Below are 12657 nucleotides of genomic sequence, written 5' to 3'. Positions count from 1 at the left end.
GTTGACCCCGGCACTGGTCTGCTCGGTCACCGCCGACAGCTCCTCGGCAGCACTGGCGATCTGCGTGACGCCATCACCGATGCCGCTGATCAGTTCGCGCAGGCCCTGGGTCATGCGATGCATGCTGGCTTGCAACTGGCCCAGTTCGTCGCGGCGTTGTACCTGCAGGTTCAGGGTCAGGTCGCCACTGGCCACGCGCTCGGCGGCGTGCAAGGTCTGGCGCAGCGGGACGATGATCTGCCGGGTGATGGCCCAGGCCGCCAGCAGGCCGAGGGTCAGGGCCAGCACGGTGGCCACGGCGAGCACGGTCTTGGCCTGGGCCGCCCCGGCGTCGCGCACAGCGGTTTGCGAGGTGGTCATCGCCTGGCTGGTCTGCAGCAGTACGGTGCCGTGCTCGACCATGCTCTGCAGGGCCTGCTCACTGGCGACCTGGGCACTGCCGAACTGGGTGACCGCGTCGCGGTAGCCTGCCAGGGCGGTGGTGGCATCGTCCAGGCTGGCAGCATGCTCCGCCGGCACTTTGGCCGGTAGCGCGCGCAGTTCGGCCAAGGCCTGGTCGATAGCTTTCAGCGCCGTCTGCTGATAGTCGGCGTTGCCGCTGTAGGTGTAACCGCGTACCTGGAACCGCGCCTGTTGCAACAGGGCGCTGACTTCCACGGCGTGCTGGTACTGGCTGATATCGCCACCCTGCAGCAGGCCGCGTTGCACCCGGCCAATCAGCTCCGCGGCTTTGTCGGCAGTGTCGCCTAGCACGGCGCGGCTGGCCTCGCGGCGTTGGCCGGCCTGTTTCAGCTCGTTGAACGCCTGCTGGTAGCCGCGCACGGCCTCGCGCTGCTGCTCAAGGCGCTGGCTGTCAGCGGGCTGCTCGATCTGCCCGAGCATAAGCTGCACCTGGCGCTCGAGATTGCCCAGGGCTTTTTCCAGCTCTGCCACCGAGGCTTCGTCAGGCTGGCGCTGGTAATGCTGGCGGGCGATGCGCAGTTCCTGGGTGTACTGCTGGATGACCGAGATGTTTCCCAGCTTGTCGCCACGGTTGATGATGCTGTCCATGCCGTGCCAGCCCGCCAGCGTGATGGCCAGGGTCAACAGCAGCACCAGGCCGAAGCCCAGCCCCAGTTTGCGATTGACGCTCACATTGCCCAATGATTGGGCGAACCATTGATACATGTACGACTCCCCGGCGCCTTGGCAGCACGATTAACTGTTGTGTTGCCAAGACAATCGGCCTGGGGAGGGGAAACTTTATGGGTAAAAGTTGACTTCAGTGTCAGAAAATTCGTGAAAGCATCGCTGTCACCGCTGTCTCTACCCGCAGGATGCGGTCGCCCAGCTGGACCGGAGCCAGGCCTGCCTTGCCCAGCAGGTCCACCTCGTAGGGGATCCAGCCGCCCTCCGGGCCGATGGCCAGGGTCACGGGCTGCTCCACGGCGCGCGGGCAGGCGGGGTAGGGGCCGGGGTGGCCGACCAGGCCCAGGGTGCCTGCGGCGATGGCCGGCAGGCGGTCTTCGACGAATGGTTTGAAGCGCTTCTCGATGATCACTTCGGGCAGTACGGTGTCGCGGGCTTGTTCCAGGCCCAGGATGAGGTTCTCGCGAATGCTGTCCGGGTGCAGGAACGGTGTTTGCCAGAAGCTTTTCTCGACCTTGTAGCTGTTCAGCAGGATCAGCCGCGGCACGCCAAGGGTGGCCACGGTCTGGAACAGCCGGCGCAGCATTTTCGGCCGAGGTACGGCCAGCACCAGGGTCAGCGGCAGCTTGGCCGGTGGCTGCTGGTCAAAGGCGACTTCCAGTTCGGCTTCGTGCTTTTCCAGGCGCAGCACCGTGGCCTTGCCCATCAGGCCGTTGATACGGCCCACGCGCAGGTTGTCGCCCACCGCCACACGGTGGATGTCCTGCATGTGGGTGAAGCGCCGGTCTGCGAGAACGACGCGGTCGGCCGAGACGAAGTCGGCCTCTTCAAGGAGCAACAGGTTCACGGTTGGGTCGCTGGTGGCTGGTCGTTGTGGTCGTTGGCGGTTTCGTCGTGGGCGCTGCGCTTGCGGATCAGGCTGCCGCACAGCACGCCGATCTCGAACAGCAGCCACATGGGTACGGCCAGCAGGGTCTGGGAGAAGATGTCCGGTGGGGTGAGGACCATGCCGACCACGAAGCAGCCGATGATCACGTAGGGGCGAATCTTCTTCAGGTACTTCACGTCGACCACGCCGATCCATACCAGCAGCACCACCGCCACCGGGATTTCGAAGGCCACGCCAAAGGCGAAGAACAGCGTCATCACGAAGTCGAGGTAGCTGGCGATGTCGGTCATCATCGACACGCCTTCCGGCGTGGCGCTGGCGAAGAAGCCGAAGATCAGCGGGAACACCAGGAAATAGGCGAAGGCCATGCCGGCGTAGAACAGGAAGATGCTCGACACCAACAGCGGAATGGCGATGCGCTTTTCATGGCGGTACAGCCCGGGTGCGATGAAGCCCCAGATCTGCTGGAGGATGAACGGTATCGCCAGGAACAGCGAGACGATCATGGTCAGCTTGAACGGCGTGAGGAACGGCGAGGCCACGTCGGTGGCGATCATCGTCGCATTGGCCGGCAGGTGCTCGCGCAGCGGCGCGGAGACCAAGGTGTAGATCTGCTGGGCGAAGGAGAACAGCCCGGCAAAGATCAGGAAAATGACGGCAACGCAGCGCAGCAGGCGGGTGCGCAGTTCGGTCAGGTGCGAAACCAGCGGCATTGGCTGGTCGTGTTCCGGATTTTCGCTCATGGGGCTCGCGGCGGTTGAGGCGGTTCAGAAGGCGTGGCCGGGGTGGCAGCGGTCTCGACCGGCCTGGCTTCGAGCCCGGCGGGGGGCTGAACGGTTGCGGTGGTGACAGGTGGCTGCGCCGGTGGCGTCATCGGGTTGAGGATGCGCTTGGCTTCCTCTTCCATCTGCAGGATGTGCTCGTTGTGCAGCTGGCGGCGGATTTCGTCGGCGCCGATTTCGCGCTCCACTTCCATCTTGATGCTGTTGAAACTGCGCTTGAGCCGGCCGATCCACAGGCCTGCCGTGCGCGCGGCACCGGGCAGGCGCTCGGGGCCGAGCACCAGCAGGGCGACCAGGCCGACGAGCAGCAGCTCGCTGAAACTGATGCCGAACATGGGTCAGTCTTTCCGCTGCGGCTCTTGAGCCGGCTGGGCCTGGCCTTCGATGGTGTGGCCCTGGTTCTGCTGGGCAGTGTTCTGCACCGGTGGAACGGGTTGGGCAGGCGGCGGGGTCTGCTCGGCCGGCTTGTTCTCTTCGTCGCTCATGGCCTTGCGGAAGCCCTTGATCGACTCACCCAGGTCACTGCCGAAGTTCTTCAGCTTCTTGGTGCCAAACACCAGGACCACGACCACCAGCAGGACGATCCAGTGTTTCCAGTCAAAGATACCCATTTCGTACTCCTGAAATTTACAGGTAAAGCGAATTGTTCTGGCAACGCGGCCCCTGTGGGAGCGGGTTCACCCGCGAACACCGGCTTAGCCGGTGCCATACACCGCGTCGCATTCTTCGCGGGTGAACCCGCTCCCACAAAAAAGAGAGGGGCCCCGCACACCTGAATTACATCAGGCAGACGGCTGTCGAGCCGCCTTCTCATCATGCCCGGAAAGTCCGAAGCGGCGTTCCAGCTCATCGAGCACGGCTTGCGGATGCTGGCCCAGCGCGCTGAGCATTACCAGGCTATGAAACCACAGGTCGGCGGTTTCGTAGATGACATCGCTGTAATCCTTGCTGACCGCGGCATCCTTGGCGGCAATGATCGTCTCGACCGACTCTTCGCCGAGCTTTTCGAGGATCTTGTTCAGGCCCTTGTGGTACAGGCTGGCCACGTAGGAGCTGTCGGGCGCCGCTTGCTTGCGTTCTTCAAGCACTTCGGCCAGGCGGTTGAGGGTGTCGCTCATGTCAGTGTCCTGCGCTGTAGATGGCATGCGGGTCTTTCAGGACCGGGTCGACGATTTTCCACTGGCCGTCTTCGAAGACGCGGTAGAAGCAGCTTTCACGGCCGGTATGGCAGGCGATATGGCCCAATTGCTCGACCATCAGGATGATCACGTCGGCATCGCAGTCCAGGCGCATTTCATGCAGCTTCTGCACATGCCCGGATTCCTCGCCCTTGCGCCACAGCTTGCCACGCGAACGCGACCAGTAGATGGCGCGTTGCTCGGCGGCGGTCAGGGCCAGCGATTCGCGGTTCATCCAGGCCATCATCAGCACGCGTCCGGTCTTGTGGTCCTGGGCGATCGCCGGTACCAGGCCCTCGCTGTTCCACTTGATCTCGTCCAGCCAGTCTTTCATCGTCGACTCCAAAGCGGGCCCGCTCCTGTGCCGGGCCCTTTGCGCTAGTGTGCCAGCCATGGGCGCGGCTGGCTATTGGCGCACGATCAGGTAAAGGCCGGCGGCCAGCATCAGCCAGGCCGGCCAGGCGGCAGGGGCGGCCAGGCTGGTGGCCGCGGCGGCACCAGCGGCCAGTACCGCACCACCGCCGAGCAGGCCGGCGCCGAGCAGGCGCAGCGCCCAGCGGTCGCCCTGGCGGCGCCGCTCCGGCAGTTGCGGATCGTGCAGGTGCGGTTGCGACAGGCGCTCGAGCAGGTCGCGGGTCATGTCGGCCAGGTGCGGCAGTTGCTCGACCTGGCTGTGAATGTTGCCGAGCACGGCCTTGGGGCTCATGCGGTCTCGCATCCAGCGCTCGAGGAATGGCTTGGCGGTGCTCCACAGGTCCAGCTCGGGGTACAGCTGGCGGCCCAGGCCCTCGATGTTGAGCAGGGTCTTCTGCAGCAACACCAGCTGCGGCTGCACTTCCATGTTGAAGCGCCGGGCGGTCTGGAACAGGCGCATCAGCACCTGGCCGAAGGAAATATCCTTTAACGGTTTTTCGAAGATCGGCTCGCACACGGTGCGGATCGCCGCTTCGAACTCGTTCACCTTGGTGTGCGCCGGCACCCAGCCCGAGTCGATGTGCAACTGGGCGACGCGGCGGTAGTCACGCTTGAAGAAAGCGATCAGGTTGCGCGCCAGGTAGTCCTGGTCCTCGGCGGTCAGGCTGCCGACGATGCCGCAGTCGATGGCGATGTACTGCGGGCTCCATGGTTTGACCGTGCTGACGAAGATGTTGCCGGGGTGCATGTCGGCATGGAAGAAGCTGTCGCGGAACACCTGGGTGAAGAACACCTCCACACCCCGTTCGGCCAGCAGCTTCATGTCGGTGCGCTGGTCGGCCAAGGTGGCCATGTCGGTCACCGGCACGCCGTAGATGCGCTCCATCACCAGCACCTTGGGGCGGCACAGGTCCCAGTACACCTGGGGTACGTACATCAGCTCGGAGCCTTCGAAGTTGCGCCGCAGCTGGCTGGCGTTGGCCGCTTCGCGCAGCAGGTCGAGCTCGTCGTAGATGGTTTTTTCGTAGTCGCCGACGATTTCCACCGGGTGCAGGCGACGGGCGTCGGCCGAAGCGCGCTCGGCGGCCTTGGCGATCAGGAACAGCCAGGCCAGGTCCTGGGCGATCACCGGCTTCAGGCCTGGGCGCACCACCTTGACCACCACTTCCTCGCCACTTTTCAGGCGCGCAGCGTGCACCTGGGCCACCGAGGCCGAGGCCAGTGGCTCGACGTCGAAGCGGCTGAACAGTTGCGTTACCGGGGCGCCCAGCTGCGCCTCGATCAGTGCCACGGCCTGCTTGGGGTCGAACGGCGGCACGCGGTCCTGCAACAGCATCAGCTCATCGGCAATGTCGTTGGGCAGCAGGTCGCGGCGGGTGGACAACAACTGGCCGAACTTGATGAAGATCGGCCCCAGGTCCTGCAGGGCCAGGCGCAGGCGCGCGCCACGGCTGAGCTCGGACGGCTTGCGCGGCAGCCAGCGCCACGGCATCAGCAGGCGCAGGCTCATCAACCACCAGGGCAGCGGCAGGTCGAACAGCAGGTCATCGAGACGGTAGCGGATCACCACACGCTGGATGCGAAAAAGACGGCGGACGGCGAGCAGCTTCATGCGTTATCGCTGGTATCAAGGGTTCGGGAAAGGCGCTTGAGGCGCGCCTCGAGGCGTTCTGTATCGAGCTTCAGGGCATCGAGCTCGCTGAAGGCGGCTTCGGCTTCGCGCTTGCCGACCAGGGTACGGGACTCTTCGGCCAGGTACTCGGAAAGGTTCTGGCTGAAGCGCGCCAGGCCCTGGCGGGTCCAGCGTGCACGCAGGCGGATGTGGCCCGCCAGCAGCGCCGTGGCGACCGGGCCGAGCCAGCGTTGCAGCTCGTGCTCCCAGTCCAGCTCCAGGTCCTGCAGCACACCGAACAGGTCGAGCAGCACGGCGCTGTCGCCATGCAGTTCGACTTGCGGGCTGTGCAGCACGGCGGTCTTGTCCCTGGCCAGGGCCAGCTGCGCCAGGCTGCCGGCCGGGGCGCGCAGGCTGCAGTCGACCTCGCCTTGCCAGTGGGCGGCGAGCATCAGGCCCTCTTCATCGGGCAGGATGAACACCTGCAAGGCCGGCTGGCGGCAGTCGATCTCGATGACCTTGCCCTCCAGCGCGGCCAGCCGCGGCAGGGCCGTGCTGTCCATGCGCAGGACGCGGTTCAGGCCATGTTCGGCGCTGGCGAGCAGCCCGGCCAGCAGCATCAGGGCTTGATCCCCCGGTGCACGGCAACGATGCCGCTGGTCATGTTGTGGTAGGTGACGCGGTCGAAACCGGCCTCGACCATCATGGCCTTAAGGGTTTCCTGATCGGGGTGCATGCGGATCGACTCGGCGAGGTAACGGTAGCTCTCCGAGTCGTTGGTGATCAGCTTGCCGGCCAGCGGCATGAAGGCGAACGAGTAGGCGTCGTAGGCCTTGGACATCAGCTTGTTGGTCGGCTTGGAGAACTCCAGCACCAGCAGGCGACCGCCCGGCTTGAGCACGCGCAGCATCGAGCGGATGGCTTCGTCCTTGTGGGTGACGTTGCGCAGGCCGAAGGCGATGGTCACGCAGTCGAAGTGGTTGTCCGGGAATGGCAGCTTCTCGGCGTCGGCCTGGACGAACTCGATGTTGCCGGCCACGCCACGGTCGAGCAGGCGGTCACGGCCGACCTTGAGCATCGACTCATTGATGTCGGCCAGCACTACCTGGCCGGTCGGGCCGACCAGCCGCGAGAACTTGGCGGCCAGGTCGCCGGTACCGCCGGCGATGTCCAGTACACGGTTGCCGGCGCGTACGCCCGACAGCTCGATGGTGAAGCGCTTCCACAGGCGGTGCATGCCGCCGGAAAGCACGTCGTTCATCAGGTCGTACTTGGCCGCTACCGAGTGGAACACCTCGGCGACTTTCTTCGCCTTCTGGCTTTCAGGGACGTCCTGGTAACCGAAATGGGTGGTGGGTTCGGCGTGGTCGCCTTTGCGCTGGTCGTTCATATCGCTTCACCGGAAAAAATTACCGCCATTCTAGGGCGAACGGGCGGATTTGTCTTGGCGGGGTGTGCCAGTGGGCAGGGGCGGGCATAATGCCCATTATGTCTTCATCTTCAGGAACACCCGCATGACCCAGATCAGCGTCGAACGCAAACATTCCCTCGGCCGTGATGCCGCCCGTGCCAAGGCTGAAGCGCTGGTCGACAAACTGACCCGCGAGTACGACCTCAAGGCCACCTGGAACGGTGACCGGGTCGACGTGGCGCGCAGCGGTGCCAACGGCAGCGTGCACATCTTCGATGACCGCATCCGCGTCGAATTGAAGCTGGGCATGATGCTGTCGATGATGAGCGGCACCATCAAGGGCGAGATCGAGCGGGCGCTGGACAAAGCCCTGGCCTGACACCCCTTCCCGGGGCCATGCTCGTTCACCTTAGGGTGAAGATTCTAATTTCCCTCTCTACCTTGTGCTCAAGCCCAACCTCCATGGGCGGTTCCTCCTCCACTCATGAGCATGAGGTACAGAGCATGGCCAAAGTGACTGTGAAGAAAAAGGACGACGCCCCGGGTACGCTGGGCGAGGTGCGCGGCTACGCGCGCAAGATCTGGCTGGCGGGCATCGGCGCCTATGCGCGTGTGGGCCAGGAAGGCTCCGACTACTTCAATGAGCTGGTCAAGGCCGGCGAAGGCGTCGAGAAGCGTGGCAAGAAGCGCATCGACAAGGAGCTCGATGCTGCCAACAACCAGATCGACGAAGCGACCCAGGAAGTCAGTCGCGTACGCGGCAAGGTCGAAGTTCAACTGGACAAGATCGAAAAAGCTTTCGACGCGCGGGTAGGTCGCGCCTTGAATCGCCTTGGCATTCCGTCTAAACATGACGTTGAGGCGTTGTCCATCAAGCTTGAACAGCTTCACGAGCTGCTCGAGCGCGTCGCGCACAAACCATAAGGAGAGCAGGATGGCTGGCAAGAAGAATTCCGAGAAAGAAGGCAGCTCCTGGGTCGGCGGGATCGAGAAGTACTCCCGCAAGATCTGGCTGGCGGGGCTTGGTATCTATTCGAAGATCGACCAGGACGGCCCGAAGCTGTTCGACTCGCTGGTGAAGGATGGCGAGAAGGCCGAGAAGCAGGCGAAGAAGACCGCAGAAGATGTTGCTGAAACTGCCAAGTCGTCGACCACTTCGCGTGTGTCGGGCGTGAAGGACCGTGCGCTGGGCAAGTGGAGCGAACTCGAAGAGGCCTTCGACAAGCGCCTGAACAGTGCCATCTCGCGCCTTGGCGTGCCGAGCCGCAACGAGATCAAGGCCCTGCACCAGCAGGTGGACAGCCTGACCAAGCAGATCGAGAAACTCACCGGCGCTTCGGTTACCCCGATTTCGTCGCGCACTGCAGCCAAACCGGCTGCGAGCAAGGCGGCGGCCAAGCCACTGGCCAAGACGGCAGCGGCCAAGCCTGCGGCAAAAACCGCGGCAGCCAAGCCGGCAGCCAAGGCCGCAGCGGCTAAACCTGCTGCGAAGACTGCGGCGGCCAAGCCTGCGGCGAAACCGGCAGCGACCAAGCCGGCAGCGGCCAAGCCGGCTGTGGCGAAGAAGCCTGCTGTGAAGAAAGCACCGGCCAAGCCGGCAGCCGCCAAGCCGGCAGCTCCAGCGGCCAGCGCCGCTCCGGCCGCTAGCGCAGCTCCGGCGCCCACTGCGGCTCCGGCCAGCAACCCGCCTTCGGCACAGACAGGCACCGGTACCCTGATCTGATACCGCGTCGCCTTCTTCGCGGGTAAACCCGCTCCCACAGGTACTGCGCCGCTTGTAAGCTCTGCAAGGTACTTGTGGGAGCGGGTTCACCCGCGAATGCGTCGGCTGCTGCATTACATCCCAGTCAGGCTTACCCCTCCAGATACCGCACCGCCAACTGCTCCGCTGCCCCCCGCGCCTGGGCCTGCAGATGCGGCGCCACCAGCATCATCACCTGGTACACCACAATCCCCACATCCCCCTCGCGCCCCAGTACCCGCTGATAATCCAGCGAGAACATCAGTGTCAGGGTGATCTGCTCCACCAGTTGCCCCAGCGCCTGGGTCTCGCTCTCTACCAACCCTTGGCCCTTGAGGCTGGCCAGCAACGCCGCCAGCGTGCGCTTGAGCGCGTTGATCAGGTTGCGCATGCCGCGGGCCAGTTTGGGCAGGCGTCCGGTCAGGTTCGACAGGTCCTGGAACAGGAAGCGGTACTGCGCCATGCGTTCGACGATCAGGTGCAGGAACAGCCAGTAATCTTCGGCGTCAAGGCGTACCTCCAGCGGCGGGTCGAGCAAGGGCATCAGCGCTTCTTCAAAGCGCTCGAACAGCCCCAGCACCAACGGCTCCTTGCCGTGGAAGTGGTAGTAGAGGTTGCCAGGGCTGATGCCCAGTTCGTTGGCAATTTCCAGGGTGGATACGTTCGGCTCGCCCTGCTGGTTGAACAGCTGCAGGGCACATTCGAGGATACGGTCGCGAGTCTTCATCCAGTCGGCATGCTCATCGGGTCAGCACGTAGGTGCCCGGCGCGGGGCCCAGCGGTGGGTAGGTGGCATTGCCCAGTTCGCTGCGCGGTGCCTTGAGCGGGCCGGAGCGCGGGGTGATCCACTCCAGCCACAACGGCCACCAGCTGCCTTCGCTGCGCTTGGCATCGTGGAACCAGGCGCGGGGGTCGCTGGACAGCTTGGGGTTGGCCAGGTAGTAGGCCTTGGGGTTGCCGGGCGGGTTGATGATGCTCTGGATGTGCCCGCTGTTGGCCAGCACGAAGCGTCGGTCGCCACCCAGCAGCAAGGCCGAGCGGTACACCGCATCCCACGGGGTGATGTGGTCGTTGCTGCCGGCCACGGTGAAACTGTCCAGCTCGACCTTCTGCAGGTCGATGGGTGTGCCGCATACCTCCAGGCCGGCGGGGTGGGTCAGCGGGTTGAGCTTGAAGAAGTCCAGCAGGTCGCCATGCAGCGCGGCGGGCAGGCGCGTGCTGTCGGCGTTCCAGTACAGGATGTCGAAGGCTGGTGGTGTCTTGCCGAGCAGGTAGTTGTTGACCCAGTAGTTCCAGATCAGGTCGTTGGGCCGCATCCAGGCGAAGATCCGCGCCACCTCGGCGCCATCCAGCACACCGCGCTGGTAGGAGCGGCGCTTGGCGGCCTCGATGGTCTGCTCGTCGGCGAACAGGCTGGCGGGGCTTTCGAACTTGCTGTCCAGCAGGCTGACCAGGTAGGTGGCGCTGCGCACCCGGCGCAGCTGGTGCTTGGCTTGCAGGTGGCCCTGCAGTGCGGCCATGGTCAGGCCGCCGGCGCAGGCGCCCATCAGGTTGGGGTCGCGGTTGCCGCTGATGCTGCGGCAAGCGTTGAGCGCTTCTTCCAGGGCCTGAACGTAGCTGGACAGGCCCCATTCGCGGTGGCGCGGGTCGGGGTTGCGCCAGCTGATCATGAACACCTGCAGGCCATTCTTGAGCATGTACTGGACGAAGCTGTTGGTCGAGCTGAGGTCGAAGATGTAGAACTTGTTGATCTGTGGCGGCACCACCAGCAGTGGCCGGGCGTGCTGCTTTTCGCTCATCGGCTTGTACTGGATCAGCTCCAGCAGCTCGTTGCGAAACACCACGGCGCCAGCGGTCGCGGCCAGGTTGCCGCCCACTTCGAAGGCGCGCTCGTCGACCTGGCGTGGCAGGCCGTCGTTGTGGCGCAGGTCATCGAGCAGGTGGGCCACGCCGCGCAGCAGGCTCTGGCCACCGCTGTTGAACAGTTCCTTGACCGCCAACGGGTTGAGCAGCGAGTTGCTCGGCGCCAGGGCATCGTTGATCAGGTTGAACAGGAAGTGCGCACGGGCCCGGTCATCGTCGTCCAGGTGGCTTTCCTCGATCCACAGGCGGGTCTGCTTCTGCCAGGCCAGGTAGGCCTGCAGACCGCGACGGTAGAACGGGTTCTGGCTCCATGTCGGGTCATTGAAGCGCGTATCGCGCGGGTTCGGCTGAAGCGGTGCGTCACCCAGTATCACCCGGCCCAGCTGGCCACCCAGGGCCAACAGGTGATGTGCGGTGTGCAGCGGGTGACGCAGGCTTTGGCGGCTGACATTGCGCAACGTGGAAATCAGGTCACGACCGCGCAGGCCGAGGATGGCGTTCTGCACGTTCATGCTGGTGGCGGGAAGCGTTGGCGTTCCTTTGGCCGGTTTGTCTTTCATGGCAACACTCCCTCGTCCTGACCTGGTGCCTCATGACTAAACATATTCACTGATCTAGCAGGGTCTCTGTGGGAGCGGGTTCACCCGCGAACACCGGCGAAGCCGGTGCCATACACCGAGTTGGATTCTTCGCGGGTGAACCCGCTCCCACAGGGCCCCAAATCGCCTTCACACACCCGAAGCCGGGCGAGGGTGCATGACGGCGCGCTGTCGTTCTTGCTGAAGGAACTTCATGATGATCGGGGCGACGGCCTCGGCCCGGGTGATCAGGAACAAATGACCGTCGTCGATAATGTGTAGCTGGGCATTGGGAATCCGCCAGGCCAGCAGGCGCATGTTGATCAGCGGGATCAGCGGGTCGTCGTCGCCGGCCAGCACCAGGGTCGGTTGCTGGATCTTGTGCAGCCAGTGGATGCTGGTCCAGCCGAGCCCGGCGAACAGCTGCCAGTAGTAGCCCATCTTGCCGCCGGAGCGCACCTTGGCGGCGTGCTGCATGGCCAGTTCGGGGTCACGCCGGAAGCCGCCGCCATAGATCGTCGGCGCAATGCGGATGACATGCGACGGCTGCACGTAACGCCGTGGGCTGGCCATCATCCACAACACCTTGGGCTTGCCTGGCACCATCACCGCACCGGCTGCGGTGGCGGCCAGCACCAGTTTCTTGCAGCGTTCGGGGTAATCGTGGGCGAACTGCTGGGCCAGGGCGCCGCCCCAGGACACACCGATGACATTGACCTGGCCGTAGTCGAGGTAGTCGAGCATGCGTGCCGTCAGCTTGGCCAACCCGGGGAAGCGGTACGGGTGGCGTGGCGTGGACGAGCCGCCGACCCCGGGTACGTCAAAGGCAATGACTTCCAGGTCCGGGTCCAGTGCTTCGATGAACGGAAACACCAGCTCCAGGTTGGCACCGATGCCGTTGAAGATCAGCAACGGCGTCAGGTGCGGCTTGCCCGGGCGGACGGCGGTGCGGATGGACTGGTTGTCCAGCTCGACGGTCCTGAAGATGTAGGGTTGCGGCATGCGCGTGACTCATGGGGTGAAATGAACACCGTGGCGCCCCGCAGGGGGCCACGGCGCTG

Annotated in this window: 15 protein-coding genes and 1 pseudogene; 3 read left to right on the top strand and 13 right to left on the bottom strand. The window is 64.5% G+C overall.

The window, feature by feature from the left end; all coding sequences use genetic code 11:
* Positions 1 to 105 precede the first annotated feature (105 nt).
* From CAG46_RS29260 to ubiE, 10 genes and pseudogenes are all read right to left on the bottom strand, one after another.
* Positions 106 to 1050 (bottom strand): annotated as a pseudogene (locus CAG46_RS29260) (methyl-accepting chemotaxis protein); the annotation flags it as partial.
* A 217-nt stretch (positions 1051 to 1267) separates the two neighbouring features.
* Complete coding sequence (locus tag CAG46_RS01125; RefSeq protein ID WP_085614649.1) at positions 1268 to 1975, bottom strand: 16S rRNA (uracil(1498)-N(3))-methyltransferase; 708 nt, start codon at positions 1973 to 1975, stop codon at positions 1268 to 1270.
* Entirely contained in the window at positions 1972 to 2760 is a 789-nt protein-coding gene (tatC, locus tag CAG46_RS01120; protein ID WP_013974546.1) for a twin-arginine translocase subunit TatC, read from the bottom strand. The genes CAG46_RS01125 and tatC overlap by 4 nt, the downstream gene beginning before the upstream one ends.
* Complete coding sequence (tatB, locus tag CAG46_RS01115; protein ID WP_025340918.1) at positions 2757 to 3134, bottom strand: Sec-independent protein translocase protein TatB; 378 nt, start codon at positions 3132 to 3134, stop codon at positions 2757 to 2759. Before tatB ends, tatC begins: the two co-directional genes overlap by 4 nt.
* A 3-nt stretch (positions 3135 to 3137) precedes the next feature.
* Entirely contained in the window at positions 3138 to 3410 is a 273-nt protein-coding gene (locus CAG46_RS01110; RefSeq protein WP_025340917.1) for a twin-arginine translocase TatA/TatE family subunit, read from the bottom strand.
* A 171-nt stretch (positions 3411 to 3581) separates the two neighbouring features.
* Positions 3582 to 3917, bottom strand: a complete 336-nt coding sequence (locus CAG46_RS01105; protein WP_013974545.1) for a phosphoribosyl-ATP diphosphatase — start codon at positions 3915 to 3917, stop codon at positions 3582 to 3584.
* A gap of 1 nt (position 3918) precedes the next feature.
* Positions 3919 to 4311: a phosphoribosyl-AMP cyclohydrolase gene (gene hisI, locus CAG46_RS01100; protein ID WP_085614651.1), complete on the bottom strand. Its 393-nt coding sequence runs from the start codon at positions 4309 to 4311 to the stop codon at positions 3919 to 3921.
* A gap of 72 nt (positions 4312 to 4383) precedes the next feature.
* A complete protein-coding gene (ubiB, locus tag CAG46_RS01095; RefSeq protein ID WP_085614653.1) occupies positions 4384 to 6003 on the bottom strand; it encodes a ubiquinone biosynthesis regulatory protein kinase UbiB in 1620 nt (539 codons plus the stop codon).
* A complete protein-coding gene (locus tag CAG46_RS01090; protein ID WP_075046598.1) occupies positions 6000 to 6623 on the bottom strand; it encodes an SCP2 domain-containing protein in 624 nt (207 codons plus the stop codon). Before CAG46_RS01090 ends, ubiB begins: the two co-directional genes overlap by 4 nt.
* Positions 6623 to 7393: a bifunctional demethylmenaquinone methyltransferase/2-methoxy-6-polyprenyl-1,4-benzoquinol methylase UbiE gene (gene ubiE / locus CAG46_RS01085; protein WP_013974541.1), complete on the bottom strand. Its 771-nt coding sequence runs from the start codon at positions 7391 to 7393 to the stop codon at positions 6623 to 6625. The genes CAG46_RS01090 and ubiE overlap by 1 nt, the downstream gene beginning before the upstream one ends.
* 124 nt (positions 7394 to 7517) lie before the next feature.
* Between ubiE and CAG46_RS01080 the strand changes: the two genes are divergently transcribed.
* The 3 genes from CAG46_RS01080 (at position 7518) to CAG46_RS01070 (ending at position 9137) form a co-directional block, all read left to right on the top strand.
* Entirely contained in the window at positions 7518 to 7793 is a 276-nt protein-coding gene (locus CAG46_RS01080) for a polyhydroxyalkanoic acid system family protein (RefSeq protein WP_015272091.1), read from the top strand.
* A gap of 125 nt (positions 7794 to 7918) precedes the next feature.
* Positions 7919 to 8338, top strand: a complete 420-nt coding sequence (locus tag CAG46_RS01075; RefSeq protein ID WP_023663112.1) for a phasin family protein — start codon at positions 7919 to 7921, stop codon at positions 8336 to 8338.
* 10 nt (positions 8339 to 8348) lie between these two features.
* A complete protein-coding gene (locus tag CAG46_RS01070) occupies positions 8349 to 9137 on the top strand; it encodes a phasin family protein (RefSeq protein ID WP_085614655.1) in 789 nt (262 codons plus the stop codon).
* Between the two features lie 130 nt (positions 9138 to 9267).
* On the opposite strand, the gene CAG46_RS01065 is transcribed toward CAG46_RS01070, so the two are convergent.
* The 3 genes from CAG46_RS01065 to phaZ form a co-directional block, all read right to left on the bottom strand.
* On the bottom strand, positions 9268 to 9882 hold the full coding sequence (locus tag CAG46_RS01065; RefSeq protein ID WP_075046596.1) for a TetR/AcrR family transcriptional regulator: 615 nt from the start codon (positions 9880 to 9882) through the stop codon (positions 9268 to 9270).
* A gap of 13 nt (positions 9883 to 9895) precedes the next feature.
* Positions 9896 to 11578 (bottom strand): class II poly(R)-hydroxyalkanoic acid synthase, encoded by a 1683-nt coding sequence (phaC, locus tag CAG46_RS01060; protein WP_085614657.1) that lies wholly within the window; start codon positions 11576 to 11578, stop codon positions 9896 to 9898.
* Positions 11579 to 11746: 168 nt separating this feature from the next.
* Positions 11747 to 12598, bottom strand: a complete 852-nt coding sequence (phaZ, locus tag CAG46_RS01050; RefSeq protein ID WP_085587802.1) for a poly(3-hydroxyalkanoate) depolymerase — start codon at positions 12596 to 12598, stop codon at positions 11747 to 11749.
* Positions 12599 to 12657: the final 59 nt, after the last annotated feature.

Origin of the sequence: Pseudomonas sp. B23(2017) (genome assembly GCF_002113725.1) — a bacterium.
Lineage (GTDB): Bacteria > Pseudomonadota > Gammaproteobacteria > Pseudomonadales > Pseudomonadaceae > Aquipseudomonas > Aquipseudomonas putida_Z.
Note: the sequence above shows the minus strand (reverse complement) of the source record. Positions and strands in the feature narration are given on the sequence as shown.